We start from the raw sequence: 16882 nt of genomic DNA on the forward strand, positions 1-16882 counted from the left end.
GTCTAAAAAAGGATTAATTCTTCTATCAAAGTCAAGTTAAAAAGTGAGGAAAGTTTTAATGTCTAAAAAGGAATTACTTCTTCTATCAAAGTCAAGTTAAAAAGTGAGGAAAGTTTTAATGTCTAAAAAAGAATTGCTTCTTCTATCAAAGACAAGTTAAAAAGTGAGGAAAGTTTTAATGTCTAAAAAGGAATTATTTCTTCTATCAAAGACAAGTTAAAAAGTGAGGAAAGTTTTAATGTCTAAAAAGGAATTGCTTCTTCTATCAAAGTCAAGTTAAAAAGTGAGGAAAGTTTTAATGTCTAAAAAGGAATTAATTCTTCGTGGTATTCCGGTGTCTCCTGGTATCGCGATGGGAAGGGTATTTGTTTTTAAGCGGTTTGTTCCTAATTTTCGGGAACGCTTAATTCCTCATAATGAGGTTAGGAATGAAATTAGCCGTTTCCAAAAGGCGATTCGAGAGACAGAGCAAGAACTTAAGGTTTTGCAAGAAGAAATTCGTCAAGAGATGGGCGCTGATTTGGCTGAACTTATTTCTTTACAGATTGCTTTGCTGAATGACCCTGAGTTAATTGATGGCACTATTAATTTCATTGTGAACGAAAAACGCAATGCGGAGTTTGCTTATTCTGAGATATTAAAAAAATATTTGATACCGTTAAACGATGCTAAGACTCCGTTCTTTAAAGAGCGTTTGGCCGATGTTATTGATGTTTCCACTCGAGTGATGCGTAATCTTTCCGGTGAGGCTTTACCTTCGATTTATGAGGTTAGTCCTGGGTCAATTCTTGTTGCGCATGATTTGTTACCTTCAGAGGCTGCACTTTTAGACCGCGAACGCATTGCTGGTGTTGCGACTGAAGTTGGCGGTAAAACTTCTCATACCGCAATTATGACTAAAGGTAAAGAAATTCCTGCAGTTGTTGGTGTTGAGCATTTGATGAAATCGGTCTCTTCGGTTTCTTCCCAAGTTGTGCTTGATGGCTCGCGTGGTCTTTTAATTCTTGAGCCAACCGAAAAACGCATTAATTTTTATAAAAAAGAACTGGAAAGTATTCAAAGGCAACGCAGTTATCTGGCAACGCTTAAAGAATCGGAATCGTCAACTTTAGATGGTAAGCATATTGATGTTTCAGCAAATATTGAATTTGTTGCCGAAACTTTAACCGCTTTAGAAAACGGTGCTCGGGGTATTGGTCTTTTTAGAACCGAATATCTCTATTTAGCCAAAAGAGGTCCGGTCTCAGAAGATGAACAGGCGATGATTTATGCTGATGTTGCGGATAAGATGAAGCCCTATCCAGTTATCATCCGAACTTTTGATTTTGGTGGTGATAAGTTAATTCCAGGTTATTTTGAATCTAATCCGTTTTTAGGTTGGCGCGCTATCCGTTTGTGTTTTGATAATCTGGAACTTTTCTTAAATCAGATCAGAGCGATTTTACGCGCGGGCACGAAAGGTAATGTGAAGTTGATGCTACCAATGATTTCCAGTATCGAAGAACTAAGAAAGGCAAAATTGATTATTGAACAAGCCAAGAATGAGTTACGAAATAAAGGTGTGCAGTTTGACCCGAATCTCGAGGTCGGGATTATGGTGGAGACACCAGCCTGTGCTTTATTGGCAGACCAGTTTGCCCAAGAATGTAACTTTTTTTCGATTGGTTCTAATGATTTGACGCAATATACTTTAGCGGTCGACCGAGATAATGACCGAGTAGCAAAACTTTATGACCATCTGCATCCGGCTGTGCTGAAATTGATTAAATCGACGATTGATTCGGCTCACAAGAATGGCATCTGGGTCGGTTTGTGTGGTGAATTTGCCTCTGACCCGTTGGGCGTTATCGTCTTAGTGGGATTAGGAATTGACGAGTTATCAATGGTACCATTTGCGATACCAATTGCCAAAAAGATTATTCGGAGCATTGATTTTAGTATTGTGAAAGAAATTGCCCAACAAATTCTGACTTTGTCAACACCGAAAGAAGTCAGTGATTTTATCCAAGAGAATATAAAAACCAAGTTTCCGGATTTAGCAAAGTTTTTAGCAACTGTACAGAGCGGTAATCAAGCCTAAAATGGTATTAATGAAAAGACGGAAAAAATCAATTCTTTTCCTTGAAGATATTGACTGCGCTGACTGTTTTTATGTGGCTTTTCCGATACAGATGCGGAACGCAAGTGTTTCCAAGGCGTATTTAAGGTTTATCAAATTGTCGTGATTAGCAGTTTGTCTGCAAGGATTACTAATGAATAAAATGTTTAATCTTATCTATAATTTGCCTGACCAGATTAAAGATGCTTACAATATCGCGCAAAGGTATAAATTCAGTTCTAAACTTTTATTTCAGCCAGCTAATATCGTTATTACTGGTATGGGTGGTTCAGGAATTGGTGGCGAAATTATCCGTAGTCTATTTTGGACAACTTTGGATATTCCCATTATTATCTCTAAAGATTATACTTTACCAGGATGCGCCAATAAACAGAGTTTGGTCTTTGCAGTGAGTTATTCGGGTAATACTGAGGAAACGCTTGAAAGTTTTAATCTTGCCCGTAAACGCCGTTGTCCGATAGTTGCGATTACCAGTGGAGGGAAATTATTAGAGTTATGTAAGAAATATCAAATAGATTGTATTCAAATTCCATCAGGTCTACCCCCGCGTTCAGCAATTGGATATTTATTTATTCCTCAGTTAATTACTTTGGAGAAAATCGGAATAATCAAAAAAACGACTCAAACGATTAATGAAACGATTAATACTCTTATAACTAATCGGCAAAAATATAATATTCAGGCCCGAAAATTGGCTCGTGAATTGTTAAATAGCCTTCCGATTATCTATACCACCAGCCATCTTTTTAATCCGGTTGGTCTTCGCTGGCAGGCACAGTTTAACGAAAATGGCAAAACTTTTTGTCATTGGAATGTATTTCCGGAATTAGACCATAATGAGATTGTGGCTTTAGCCGATTCTACCAGTCTTACACAACCTTATTATTTTCTAATCCTAATTGACTCCAATACCCATCGCCGCAATTTGCTTCGAGTTGATTTAACTTTGAAAATTATAAAATCTAAGGTAAAAAATATAAAAATAAAATCTAAGGTAAAAAATATAAAATTCAAAAAGTTTTATGCTGATGGCAAAGCAGATTTAACTCGCATCTTCTCGTTAATAATGCAAGGCGATTTAATCAGTTTTTATTTGGCATATCTGCAAAACATTGACCCAATGCCCGTTTTGGCTATTGATGAACTGAAAAAAATGCTGGCAAGGCGCTAAGGCGCTAAAGATGATAAGAGAAATTCAGAAGCAAAATTTAATTTACGCAGAGCAGTCTACAGTTAGTATCGGCAAAAAATAAGTTATGCTAATAGTGAATAATATCTTTGGAAAAGATAATATAGGTGTTTTCGATAATAAAGCAGAAAAGAACAGTGATGTTCAAAGTTATTATATTCTTTGAAAAAGGTAATATTTATGGTTTTACTAATAAAGTAGGCAAGGAGCCGTTATGTTCAAGGTTGTTATATTCTTTGAAAAAGGTAATATTTATGGTTTTACTAATAAAGTAGGCAAGGAGCCGTTATGTTAAAAGTAATTATCCCTGCTGCTGGCGAAGGCAGACGCTTAAAACCGCATACCCAGACTACCCCAAAAGTTTTACTCAAAGTCGCTGGTAAACCAATTTTAGGTCATATTCTGGACCGAATAATTTCAATAAATCCTGACGAGATAATTGTTATTGTCGGCAGTCAAGGAAAACAGATTCAAGATTTTCTAACCAAAAACTATCCGCAAAAATTCCAATTTGTCGAACAACAAAACCCAATGGGATTAGGTGACGCTATCTATCGTGTTAGCGACTATCTTCAGTCAGAACCGGTGTTGATTCTTTTAGGTGATACCATTCTTGATTTAGATTTCTCGGCTTTTATTGGCAAGGAAAATTTAGTTGGCATCAAACCAGTTTCCACTCCTCAACGCTTTGGTATCGTGGAGACGCGTAGCGGATATGTCACCCGAATTACGGAAAAACCGCTTGAGCCCAAAAGTAATCTGGCTTTAGTCGGAATCTACTATTTTACAAATGCCCAACCGCTTTTCGATAATCTCAGAAAAATTGTCCAAGAAGGCAGAAAGACTCGCGGGGAATATCAATTGTCTGATGCTCTGCAAGAAATGATTGAGCAGGGTATCAAAATCAAAACTTTTCCTGTAGAATATTGGCTGGATTGCGGAACGCCCGAAGCACTAATCACAACTAACCGTTATCTGCTTCAATCCAACCACTATTTTACACCCAGAGAAAAAGTAGTAATTATTCCGCCAGTTTATATTGATGACTCGGCAATCATTGAAGAATCCGTTATCGGTCCGTTTGTTTCCATTTCAGAACAAGTTGAGATTCGAAATTCAATTATCCGGGACTCAATTATTAATCAGGATTCATATGTGGAAAATTGTTTACTTGAAGGCTCAATCTTAAGCGAAAATGCAGTCGTCCGAGAACGAGCCCGAAAACTTAACTTAGGCGCTTTTTCGGAAATGGAATTGGGATAATTTTATTTTACCACAAAGTCCCAAAGGAAAATAAAGCATTCGCTCACCGCACTTCTTTATTTATGATAATTAGAAAGGATTCCTATGAAATTTAAGTTAACCAAGACCCTAACTGATTGCAAAGCACGACAAGGCAAAATATCTTTACCTAAAATACAGCGGTCTTTATTTAACGATGAAATTTGAGATTGCTAAGATACTTATGGATTGTAAAGCACGAATAGGTAAAATGTCTTTACCTGAAAGTGTTGTCAAGCCAATCTTTATTTTCCTATGAAATTTGAGATTACTAAGAGCCTAACTGATTGTAAAGCACGGCTGGGAAAATTATCTTTGCCTCATGGTATTGTCAATACACCCATCTTTATGCCAGTTGGAACTCAAGGCACAGTTAAAACAATAACACCAAAAGAATTATGTGAACTGGGCGCAGAGATGATTGTCTGTAATACTTATCATCTTTATCTAAGACCCGGACATAAAATAATTGAATCTGCTGGCGGAATTTCTAAATTTATCAGTTGGCACAAACCAGTTTTAACTGATTCTGGCGGATTTCAAATCTATTCCTTGGCATCGTTATGTAAAATTACAGATGAAGGAGTCAAATTTCAATCCCACATCGACGGCTCATACCATTTCTTTACGCCTGAGTTAGTAATCGCAATTCAAGAAAGTTTTGGGTCAGATATTGCAATGTGTTTAGATGTCTGCCCACCATACCCGGTTTCTCAGGAAGTGGCTCAAGAAGCAATGCAGAAAACCTTAAATTGGGCAGAACGCAGTAAAAATACTAAAAAAGAAACAACTAATCTTTTCGGTATCATCCAAGGTGCAACCTATCCTGAATTAAGAAAAATCTCTGCTCAAGCAACGGTTGATTTAGGATTTGATGGCTATGCAATTGGCGGATTATGTTTAGGCGAACCATCAGAAGTCACTTATGAAATGATTGATGTTGTCCGAGATTTTATCCCCCATAATTTTCCGTGCTATCTGATGGGCGCAGGTTATCCCGAAGATATTATTGAAGGAGTTAAACGAGGAGTGGATATATTTGACTGTGTCTTACCGACTCGTAATGGTCGAACTGGCACCGCATTTACCAGTCTGGGCAGAATTACCATCCGAAACGCCCAATATACTGCTGACTTTACGCCTCTTGACCCAGGCTGTGATTGTTATACCTGTAAAAACTTTACCCGGGCGTATCTCAGACATCTATTTATCGCTGGCGAATATTTAGGTCCAAAACTTCTAACCCTACACAATCTAAGTTTCTTTCTTACCCTCATAAAAAATATCCGAAAACATATTGAACAAGAAGATTTTCTAAGTTGGTCTCAGCAATTCCTTTCTCAATATTCCTCCCATAATAATAAAGATTAAAAAATTTTTCAGATTACAGATTATTTTATTGATATAATAAGTGTTGTCTATTTGGTAATGTATAATAAATATTTTGTGTAGATTTAGACTTGATGTGTTAAAAATAAAGGTGTATTCTCCTATGATGAACAATTTCAATAATAATAAGAGAACGCACCTAATGGAAGAAAGAAGAAATTACCCAAAATTCTTGACGCCGTCCTTTCAAGTTCCTTGTAGTATAAATTAATCCACCATAGATATTCTTGTAAAGAATTAGGTTCAAGTAGATCGCTTCTTCATCAGAATGCAATCTGCTCTCAATTGCCATAATTCTCTTTCCAATATCAACTACGGCTTTGGCTAATTAGCCAAATGTTCAGCAGTAATTTATTGTAACTTTGCTGAGAGTTTTTGTTGGCAACAGTTGAGACAAAGAACAAAAATCATTGGATTGCGGTTTGAATCAAATCTATTCCATAATCGCTTTCCTGTTCTATTAACGATAGCAAACAAAAAGATATTGATAAAAGACAATCTCAGTATTAAAACGGAGCATCATCATAACAATTTAGTATTTTGAGAGAAAGACGCTATCAGACATACAGCACAAAATCCTAAAGTTGTAACCAATAAGAGAATCATAAAACGATTGAAACTCAAGTTATCAAAGTCATTTGGGTTCTATGTGACTTTATCTAACCCGAGTTATCAGAATGTGGCTGTGAATTATGCGACCTCAGATGGCACCGCAACGATAGATGATAATGACTATGCTTCAGCAAGTGGTCTTTTGACTTTTGCTTTTGGTGTAGTTTCGTAACGGATTGACGCCACCGTTAATGGTGATATTAAGTATGTGCCGAACGAGACCTTTAATGTTAATCTTTCAGATGTAGTTAATACCACGATTTCTGATAATCTTGGTGTGGTCACAATGAATTCATATAGTTTTTTTCGGTTCGCTGTATTATAAAATAATTAACTTATTGTCAATCTTCAGTTATAAGGATGGACGAGAAAAATTTATCGTGATAAAATTTGTAATATTCGTCTAATTGTAATGCCTTGATGGAGCATTTCTTACATTGTTTGTCACCACCCGGTAAATTTCCACTCGTGATTGCAATATAAAATCCGCTGTAGTTGTTCTACTCTTATAGATAACAATTTTTCTAATTCTTGTATTTCGATACACATAATTAATAAAATATTGTCTTGCATTGTTCCTCCTAATGCGTTTTAATAAATTCTATTATTTTATCTTTTAAGTAAAAGCAAAATTTAAGACAATTCATAACTTATTTGGGAACATCCGCGTCACTAAGTCGGGGAAAGAAGATAATCCGATAACCTGCTTTTGCTTTACGCTGTAAATCATCAAGAATTCCATCTGCGACTTTAGAGATATAATCAAATTGTGTGAAAAATTGGGAATAAGGTATTTTATAGGCATAACAAAAGAGAGATAATTAAATTTCATAGAAAATTGGAATAAGGATTTAATGGCTATAATAAAAATGCCGGTACTAATCAAAAGAGCCACAGGCCTGTTTGACCGAGAAGGCAAAAGATTAGGCGACTTTATCGGCTATCCTATTGATAATCCAGAGGTTAAATCGTTCGGTCACCTAAAGGACAATCTGAGTATCTGTAGGTTGGGCGGGCAGAAGGGTATGCCGGAGGGTTGCCGAGGGGTATGCCCCCCGGCTTGCCCCCTGGCTTGCCGACCGGCTTGCCTATTAGGTGACCGAAGGTGTCAGTTAAGCCGGTGGTTAAAACAAAAGTATGATTGAAATGGTTAAAGAGATTGTCAATTAATAAATACAGCCGGATGGAACATTAAAAAACCAGAGGGAAAAGAATATGCTTATCTTTAATTTATCAGAATTTCCCCAACATAGACAATTTCTCGTAAAGAAATCCGATGGTCTTTAGTCTATCAGAGTTTCCCCAAACACAGATAACATTTCCAAATATTCGTAGGAATAATCGGATTCACTATCAGAGGGAAATTTAATCCAGTCGTGACATTTCGGACAGTAAATCGGTTTCCCGATTTGTTTTTCTTTAATTTAGAACGATAATTACAAGTATCCTGTATGCCTTTTAGGTTTTTCAACTTCTTTGAAATAAACTTTTAAATTCTCTCTTATCCAGTCATAAAAATCCAATTCTAGGAAACTCAAAAAATTCTTAAACTTATCTTTTTCCTCTTTAATTTCATGATTTTTTGTAAAGTTTTAAATTCGCTTTCAATTTCTTTTACATTTATAATTTTATTCACAATACTTCCTTCAGAATTATATCATTTGTTTGTTTATCTACATTATATTTTATTAACCTAACGGATTTTTCTTCAATTAATTTTCTCTTATTTATGTAATTAAGGACAGCGTCGTCAAAATCAAAGCCGACGAGAATGCTTTGAACCATTTCTGGATCCCCATTTGCCAATTTTCGCACTAACCAGTTTTCATATCCAATAATTTGTCTTAGATTTTCTTCAGTTACAATATCGGTTTTTAATTCGATGCAAGTAAATTTATGTAGAATTTCCACGGAGTCAATCGTTGTAACGTGAGTTAAAAACAAATCCATTACTTTATTAAATGATGTCGGTACATAATTTAAAAAATCTTTGTAATCTCCAACTAAATTTTTCAACTTACTTTCACTGAAAGATTTCATAAACCATGCATTTAAAAATCCTTCATGTTTTATTTTCCCTTGTTCATCACATTCTAATGGTAACTGAATATTTTGGGCTTTCGCAGGTTTGTAAGGATTTTTTATGCCCGTTACTGGTTCATATATAGGATTATTTCGTAAAAGAAGCCGAATTATTTCTTTTCCTTCTTCAGTTGTAATTGTATATTGATTTTTCCTTATGAACGCGCCCAAATCGAAAGTCCAAATTTTACCTTTATCTCTTAAATCTAGAATATCACTTAGTACAACTGGTCTCATAAAATTTCTTACAATAGGTTCGAAACAAAATCGAAATGGATAAGTTTGATTATCGGCATTCCAAATATTCCTCTGTTCATAAAATGGATCGGTAGTTGCTCGCCATAACCCATAAATTCCCGTATTTTTAACATAAAAAAATATGAAGTCGTTAGGTTTAATAGCAAAAATACATGAAATTATTTCGGCATTTGTCTTTATATTAGATGGCCATTCGGGGCTTCCGTAGACGCCTTTTTCGATGCAAGATTTAAAATTTTCTTTTCCAATTAAAAAAATATGATAACTCATTTTATGTTAAAATTAATTCTTAATTTTAAGGTTTTTTGCTAAGATTGAATGCTCGCCAAGATTGTTCATGGTCTTTATTTTTTGTGGGATTTTTAAGCCAATCCCGTTTATGCAATTCTTTTGCTTCTTGCAACAGTTCGGAAATATATTTATAAGTTTCTCCTCCAAATTTTTCTTTCTTTTTCTCGTATAGTGCTATCAAATCGGAGAAATTCATTTGTTATCTTATAAATTGGGCTACACAATCTCTGCACACGGCATGAAGATTTTCGAGTTTTTCTGTTTTTGGAGTTTTCCAATGGACAGATTTATCACGACCGAAACTATTGTAATAACTAAAACATTTTTGTAAAGTATCTTTTGATTTATAGTATTGTTTCTTGCCGTTTAATGGATAGGTACAAACAATTACTAAATTATCAGTATTTGTTTTATTTGTCATCTTAAATGTATTATAAATAACCAACTATTAATGTCAATGGAGAGTTAATTCGAAAATTAAGTTTCTAAACTAAAGTCAGATTGAAGCATAAGATTAGTCAAATAACAAATTTATTAAAAACATCAGATTGTATTGCCACCATCAAAAACTATTGCTTGCGACACGCGACCGTATTAGAGAATGCTCAGAAAAAAATAAGAAAAATATTCAATCAGTTCAATTTCTTCAATCGTAAGAATTGTCTTTTTCAGGCTTTTCGTTTTTAAGATTCCTGTGTTATTGTCTCTGCGGGATTGTTGGAATAAGGTCGGAAAAATTGAAAATAAAGTACTTTGCTTTGTGAGACATCTGTTTATATTTTAGAGACTTTGTGAAAAAGGTGTATGGAGTTTAGAGAGACAATCTCTTTCAGTATAACAGACAAAAAATGGAAGGGGTGTATCGTATTAGTCTTCGTAAGTAAGGTTGAGTTTATTCCAGAGCCATTTGACATCAAAATATGGTCTGCCTTGTTGTTTATTATATTCTTGCTGGTTTTCAAGTTGTTTTAGGAGTTCGACAACTTCGATTTTACCTTTTTTCGTCTTTACGGACTGAAGAGGTGTTTTATTGTTGAGTGCGGGAATTGGTTGATGTAACCATTTTTCGTAATGTTCTCGCATTGCTTTGTTATACAATTCTTGTTCAATTTCTAACGGGATTTCGTTTTTCGGTTGGTATTTTGACATATCTTTAAGGGGTTTTAGTAATTCAATAGGTTCTTGAAATTCGTCCGATTGATGGCTGATGAAGTCACCAATTTTTTTGTTAAGTATTTCTTTGCCTTTATCTAATCGCTCTTTAGAATTAGTTTCAAAAATCAACTTGTTACTTTGGATGGTGATTTTCCCAAAGATAACTTTTTCGCCATATTGGTTTAAGTCTTCCCAGATAAATTCCTCATCTTTAATGTTTTCAAACTCAGTAATTGTTTTTAATCCGCTGAGCACTGCTGGGATGTCGCTAATGGTATATGTTGCTTTGGAAAATATCAGTGCTTCATTGGTTGTTGTTTGGAGAATTAATGGAGGCTGGTTGGCAATAGATGCGTACCAAATATCAATAAAAATGTGGCTATCTTTTTTGAGTAGTTCCTGCCAAGAACCATCTTTATTTTTTCTTAAATAATTTCGATAATATTTTTTAATATTTTTGACAATCAAACTCTTGTCCGTTATTGGGTATGGGTAATTACAACCACTGATGATATATTTCTTATCAAGTGACAAAAGCCGAGTTGCGAAAATATTCCATTTTAGCATTGAGCGCGTGGCTAATTTTTCTTGGACTGTATATTCATTCTCTAAAAGAAGGTCTTTAAGTATCATTCCTTTTTCAGGAAATACTTCTTGAACTTCGTAAAGACTAATGTAGGTTTTCTTCATCATATCAAGGACTTTAAGATCTTCTGCAGTTAATTTCGTTCCGCTTTCAATATATAAATCAATCAAAGTTTTTTTCGTTTTTGTATCAATTACCCAATCATAAACAACCCAATCCCAAAAATTTATATCAGCAAGTTGGAGAAACTCTGGAGTCATTTTTTCCGAAGTGGGCATTTGTTGGTGAAAAAAAAGCTTGGCTTTGTGGAGTTCAATATTATAATTGGCGTAGGCAAATTTTAGAAGGTCTTGAACCAAGCGTCCTTTTACGAATTCTTCAAAACCAAATTCGGTATTGGTATTGACCAGACAGCACTTTTTGTATTTTTTACCACTACCACAAGGACAAGGGTCGTTGCGACCAATCTGAGACATACGATGCTTCCTTACATTATTATTTATATAATTTAATATTTATTTAATAAAAAAGTCTAATAATGGAATGGCTCAATAAAATAAAGTCTAATAAAGATATTAACACAATAAAAAGATAACTTATTTAAGATTAAAAGTCAATTAATTTTTTTCTTTAATACAACAACTTTAGAAGAAACAAAATTATTCGTTAATCTGGTATTAAGTGCAAAGAGAAATCCGCATCAAACTTTTTCCCTGAGCTTTTAGTTAATTTTTTGAAGTGCAGTTAGCAGATTAGAAAGACTTCCGAATTATTGACAACTGGAAAAATATCAAGTAAAATTAAATTTTGTTATCTTATGTTAAAATTTGGTGTTGAAAATAGTCTAAAATTAAATTTGTCAGGAGGCTTTAATGGCTTTACAAAATAAGATTATCAACCGAAGTGCTAAAGTTGGGATTGTTGGAATGGGTTATGTTGGATTACCTTTAGCCGTAGAAATTGCCAAAGCCGGTTATAAAGTTTTTGGCATTGATACTGATAAAAACAAGGTCCGATTAATTAATTTAGGAAAAAGTTATGTTGAGGATGTTGCGGATAATGAATTATCGCCTTTAGTCTTAGATAAAAAGATTTGCGCTTATGATAACTATCGGGTTTGTAAAGATTGCGATATCATTAATATCTGCGTGCCGACACCATTTACAAAATCGAAGGACCCAGATGTCTCATATATTATCGATGCCGGCAAGGAAATTGCTCAATACTTAAAATCTGAGCAACTAATTGTGCTACGCAGTACAACTTATCCGGAAACAACGGAAAAAGTGCTTTTACCGATTTTAGAGAAGACCGGCTTAAAAGTCGGCAAGGATTTCTATCTTTCGTTTGCTCCGGAACGCATTGACCCTGGTAATAAGACCTTTACGACTAAAACAACCCCGGTGGTAGTAGGTGGGGTTACCAAAACTTGTACCAAGTTAACCGAACTCTTTTATAGCCAGTTTGTCGATAAGGTCGTGACGGTTTCAAATCCGCGGGTTGCAGAAATGTCAAAACTTTTAGAAAATATTTTCCGAAGTGTTAATATTGCGTTAGTTAATGAATTGGCTTTGATGTGCGAGCGAATGGGCAATATTGATGTTTGGGAAGTGATTGAAGCCGCGAAAAGCAAACCATTCGGTTTTATGCCATTTTATCCCGGACCAGGTATTGGTGGCCATTGTATTCTTATTGACCCTTATTATCTGGCTTGGAAGGCACGCGAATATGATTTTCATTCTAATTTTATTGAATTAGCCGCACAAGTAAATGAAAATATGCCTTTTAAGGTGGTTGACCGATTATTTGAGGTTTTAGGCGAAAACTGCATCTGTTCCAAAAATGCTTCGCTCTTTATTATTGGTGCAGCATTTAAGAAGAATGTCGGTGATACCCGTCATTCTCCGGCAATAAAAGTAATGGAACTCTTAACTGATAAAGTTAAAAAAATTGTCTATAATGACCCGTATGTGCCTATGTTAAAAATCAATCATAAAGTCTATAAGTCGGTCGAACTTACCGCCGAAAACTTAAAACGAGCCGATTGTGTATTGATTCTTACTGACCATAGTTGTTATGATGCGAATTTTATCCTCAAAAATAGCCGACTTATCTTAGATGCCAGGAACCTTATTAAAGTTCGGGGCTACAAAAAGGTCTATACCTTGGGACTGAAAATTGTTTAATACTACTTTCTGATAATCAGTAACTTAGATTGTTATGCCGCGAGTATGGGAAATTGCGATTCAGAAAAAAGGCTTTAATCCGGAAGTCGAAACTTTAAAGAAAAGTATCCAAGATCTCGGCATTAAAGAAATAAAAGACTTAAGCATAATTTATCTTTACTATTTATTTACTGATTTACCTTTGAAGGTTATAAAAAAAATTACCCGTGATTTTATTTGCGATACGGTTTCGGAGCGATTTACAGTTAAGGAGTTGTCAATTCGGTCTAATAAAAATTTGCGTCATACGATTGAAGTCGTATATAAACCTGGAGTAATGGACCCGGTAGCAGAAAATGTGATGGTCGGCTTAAAAGATTTGGGTTACCAAGATTGTCTTATCCGAACCAGCCAACGCTATGTCTTTCCCCCAAATCTTTCGGTAAACACTATCAAAAAAATTACGGAAAATTTGCTGTATAATCCTTTGGTGCAAGAGATTGTCAAGGATAGTGCCCAAATACTTGAGATTGGATATAGGCAAGGAGTTAAATCGGAATTTGCTGTTCAATATGTTGAGATTCTTAATAAGACTAAGGCACAATTAAGAAAAATTTCTCGAGAACGGTTATTGGCATTAAATGACCAGGAGATGCTTACGATTCAAAGCTATTATCGGAAACTGGGGCGAAATCCGACAGATGTTGAACTGGAGACATTTGCCCAAACCTGGTCCGAACATTGTAAGCATAAAACATTTTCGGCTCGGATTATCTTTGATGATGGTAAACAAACTCAAATTATTAATGGTCTACTTAAATCGTATATCAAAAAAGTTACACAGAAACTGAATAAAAAGTGGTGTCTTTCAGTTTTTGAAGACAATTCAGGGGTAATTGAATTTGATAAACAGTATGGGATTTCTTTTAAGGTTGAGACGCATAATCATCCTTCAGCATTAGAACCTTATGGTGGTGCGGCAACAGGAATCGGTGGTGTGATTCGCGACTGTTTAGGTACTGGATTAGGCGCAAAACCGATCTTAAATACCGATGTTTTCTGCTTCGCTCCGCCAGATTTACCTCTTCAGAAAATTCCTGCTGGTGTTTTATCACCCAAAAGAATCATTAAGGGTGTAGTTAAAGGCGTTCGTGACTACGGAAATCGAATGGGCATTCCGACTGCATCCGGTTGTGTCTGTTTTCACGAGGGATTTGTTTGTAATCCTTTAGTCTATTGTGGAACTGTCGGTTTAATTCCGAAAAATAAGATAAAAAAGAAAATCGTGCCCGAAGATTTAATTGTTCTTATCGGTGGTAGAACTGGACGTGATGGTATTCACGGTGTAACTTTTGCCTCATTAGAATTAGATAATACCACTCAACAAATTTCCTCCAGTGTTGTACAAATTGGCAATCCAATCGAAGAAAAAAAGATTACGGATTTGCTAATCTCAGCCCGAGACCAATCACTTTTTAATGCGATTACTGATTGCGGCGGTGGTGGGCTCTCTTCAGCAATTGGTGAATTGGCTAAATCTGGCGCCGAAGTTGATTTAGAAAAGGTTCCCTTAAAATATGCGGGATTATCTTATACCGAGATTTGGATTTCGGAATCGCAGGAACGAATGATTCTCTTTGTGCCCAGTAAAAACTTGTCAAAACTTCTTGATTTGTGTAAATTATACCAAGTGGAAGCAAGTGTAATTGGCAGAGTAACTGATACTGGTAAATTACATTTGCGCTATTGGGGAAGAGAAGTTGGTAATATCGATTTAAATTTCTTGCACCAAGGACTACCACAAAAGACAATGGTCGCTAAGTTTCACAAACCAACTGAAACTTCTTTAAAACCCGAGCAGTTTCTAATAAAGAGAAGTCAAGATTATAATAGAATCGTCTTAGAAATGCTCAGTGATTATAATGTTGCCAGTAAAGAATGGATTGTTCGTCAGTATGATTTAGAGGTTCAAGGAAATACAATAATCAAACCTTTTGTCGGAAAATACAATGAAGGTCCTTCTGATGCTTGTGTGCTTCAACCGCGAAAACAATCAAAAAAAGGTGTGGTGATTGGTTGTGGCATCGCATCGCAATATCAAAATCAAGACCCGTATTGGACTGCGGCTACTGCGATCGATGAGGCAATACGAAATATTGTTGCAGTTGGCGGCGACCCGGATAAAACTGCGTTGTTGGATAATTTTTGCTGGGGCAATCCCGAACGACCAGAAATTTTAGCCGGATTAGTTCGAGCCTGCCAAGCCTGTTATGATATAGCACGGATTTACGGCACACCATTTATTTCGGGTAAAGACAGTCTATACAACGAATATAAATCAAGCAGGGGCAAAACGATTTCCATTCCAGCAACATTATTGATTTCTGCAGTGAGCATTATTCCGGATATAAATAAGACTGTAACAATGGATTTCAAACAAGCAGATGATTTAATCTATCTGATAGGAAAGACTTATCCTGAGTTTAATAGTTCTAAAGTTAATCCTAAATTAGGTATTAAGATTTTTCGTGCTTTATATAAAGCCATTCAATCTGGTTTAGTTTCTGCCTGTCATGACTTATCTGAAGGTGGATTAGCAATTGCACTTGCGGAAATGTGTTTGGCAGGTAATGTCGGTGCGGAAATCTTTTTGAAAAACCTTAAGGTCTTTTGCCCATCAATTGCCGACAAAGATAATATATGCCTTTTTTCCCAATCTAATACTCGTTTTATCTGTGCGGTTTCGTCTAAAAATCAAAGACGGTTTGAAAAAATTATGGGAGAACTGCCACACACATTGATTGGTAAAACCAATTCAACCGATAGATTAAAAGTATACGGCTCAGATAATCTGCTGATTATTAACCTTAAAATTCAAACTATGAAATATACCTGGCAAACTACATTAAGCAAAGCATTGATTAGTAATTAGCCCTTATTAGAAAATAAGATTAGTGCTATCTGAATGAAATTTTATATTTAAGATTTTTGTAGTATAGTTTTACTTATCTAAAAATACTATCCCAATGTTAAAGGAAAGTAAGGTATAGTGCTATTTGAGTTGAAATTTTATATTTAGGATTTTCGTCGTATAGTTCTATCTATCTCTATCTAAAAATAATAGACCAATCTTTAAGGAAAGTAATATTTAGTATTATTAAAGTTAAAATTTTATATTTATGATCTTTGTAGTGTAGATTTACTTATCTAAAAATAATAGATTAATCTTAAAGGGAAGCATTATTTAGTACTATTTTGAGTTAAATTTTGGAGTTGTGAGATATTTCCATTAGGAAAAAGTAATTTTGGGAAATAATTTTTTCAGTTTTATTGGAGTGAAGAGTAATGTTTCTTACAGAACCGAGAGTCTATTAGACAAATTTAAAAACACAAAATATTTTTTATTTGAGTCGAAACTTAATATCCGTAATTGCCTTTTCACCGATTTGGACGTTTAATTTGTTAATTATCTTTGATTTGAGAAATATTAATTCATTGCGCCAAATCGGATTTGAGACCAAGACTATTAAGGTCTTACCTTTAATTTTAATTGGTCGGGCATTTTTGGCAATTTGCTCACCAACTGCTTTAGGCCATAATGAGATTACCTGTTCTTGAACAAGTTTTGGGGTAAGTCCTAATTTGTCAAAGACTCTGGGTAATAAATCAGCCAGGGGTTTCAATTTTTTAGGTTTTATTTGCTTTGACATACGGTAAATTGCCTAATAGTTCATTCTTTTGATTTTATTGGTTTC

At 35.0% G+C, this 16882-nt stretch carries 13 protein-coding genes; 8 read left to right on the forward strand and 5 right to left on the reverse strand.

Features of this window, described 5'->3' with window-relative positions:
* Positions 1–298 precede the first annotated feature (298 nt).
* The 6 genes from ptsP to N2201_01175 all read left to right on the forward strand — a co-directional run bounded on the left by ptsP (position 299) and on the right by N2201_01175 (position 7735).
* Positions 299–2080: a phosphoenolpyruvate--protein phosphotransferase gene (gene ptsP / locus N2201_01150; GenBank protein ID MCX7784827.1), complete on the forward strand. Its 1782-nt coding sequence runs from the start codon at positions 299–301 to the stop codon at positions 2078–2080.
* A 172-nt stretch (positions 2081–2252) separates the two neighbouring features.
* Entirely contained in the window at positions 2253–3290 is a 1038-nt protein-coding gene (locus tag N2201_01155) for a bifunctional phosphoglucose/phosphomannose isomerase (protein MCX7784828.1), read from the forward strand.
* 306 nt (positions 3291–3596) lie between these two features.
* Positions 3597–4571 carry a sugar phosphate nucleotidyltransferase gene (locus N2201_01160; GenBank protein ID MCX7784829.1) on the forward strand — a complete coding sequence of 325 codons (975 nt, stop codon included), beginning with the start codon at positions 3597–3599 and terminating at the stop codon, positions 4569–4571.
* 273 nt (positions 4572–4844) lie between these two features.
* Positions 4845–5960 carry a tRNA guanosine(34) transglycosylase Tgt gene (gene tgt / locus N2201_01165; protein MCX7784830.1) on the forward strand — a complete coding sequence of 372 codons (1116 nt, stop codon included), beginning with the start codon at positions 4845–4847 and terminating at the stop codon, positions 5958–5960.
* A gap of 667 nt (positions 5961–6627) precedes the next feature.
* Positions 6628–6762: a hypothetical protein gene (locus tag N2201_01170; GenBank protein MCX7784831.1), complete on the forward strand. Its 135-nt coding sequence runs from the start codon at positions 6628–6630 to the stop codon at positions 6760–6762.
* Positions 6763–7444: 682 nt separating this feature from the next.
* Positions 7445–7735 (forward strand): hypothetical protein, encoded by a 291-nt coding sequence (locus N2201_01175; protein ID MCX7784832.1) that lies wholly within the window; start codon positions 7445–7447, stop codon positions 7733–7735.
* Positions 7736–8222: 487 nt separating this feature from the next.
* Here the strand turns inward: N2201_01175 and N2201_01180 are convergent, their stop codons facing one another.
* The 4 genes from N2201_01180 to N2201_01195 all read right to left on the reverse strand — a co-directional run bounded on the left by N2201_01180 (position 8223) and on the right by N2201_01195 (position 11438).
* A complete protein-coding gene (locus tag N2201_01180) occupies positions 8223–9200 on the reverse strand; it encodes a hypothetical protein (GenBank protein ID MCX7784833.1) in 978 nt (325 codons plus the stop codon).
* A 25-nt stretch (positions 9201–9225) separates the two neighbouring features.
* Entirely contained in the window at positions 9226–9417 is a 192-nt protein-coding gene (locus N2201_01185) for a hypothetical protein (protein MCX7784834.1), read from the reverse strand.
* 3 nt (positions 9418–9420) lie between these two features.
* A complete protein-coding gene (locus N2201_01190) occupies positions 9421–9642 on the reverse strand; it encodes a hypothetical protein (GenBank protein ID MCX7784835.1) in 222 nt (73 codons plus the stop codon).
* Positions 9643–10088: 446 nt separating this feature from the next.
* On the reverse strand, positions 10089–11438 hold the full coding sequence (locus N2201_01195) for an SEC-C metal-binding domain-containing protein (protein MCX7784836.1): 1350 nt from the start codon (positions 11436–11438) through the stop codon (positions 10089–10091).
* Positions 11439–11834: 396 nt separating this feature from the next.
* On the opposite strand from N2201_01195, the gene N2201_01200 reads away from it, so the two are divergent.
* On the forward strand, positions 11835–13148 hold the full coding sequence (locus N2201_01200; GenBank protein ID MCX7784837.1) for a nucleotide sugar dehydrogenase: 1314 nt from the start codon (positions 11835–11837) through the stop codon (positions 13146–13148).
* Between the two features lie 34 nt (positions 13149–13182).
* Positions 13183–16059 (forward strand): phosphoribosylformylglycinamidine synthase subunit PurL, encoded by a 2877-nt coding sequence (gene purL / locus N2201_01205; protein ID MCX7784838.1) that lies wholly within the window; start codon positions 13183–13185, stop codon positions 16057–16059.
* A gap of 469 nt (positions 16060–16528) precedes the next feature.
* On the opposite strand, the gene N2201_01210 is transcribed toward purL, so the two are convergent.
* Entirely contained in the window at positions 16529–16837 is a 309-nt protein-coding gene (locus tag N2201_01210; GenBank protein ID MCX7784839.1) for a DUF721 domain-containing protein, read from the reverse strand.
* Positions 16838–16882 lie beyond the last annotated feature (45 nt).

The sequence above is a fragment of the candidate division WOR-3 bacterium genome (genome assembly GCA_026418155.1).
GTDB lineage: Bacteria > Hydrothermota > Tepidihabitantia > Tepidihabitantales > CAIPLT01 > JAOABV01.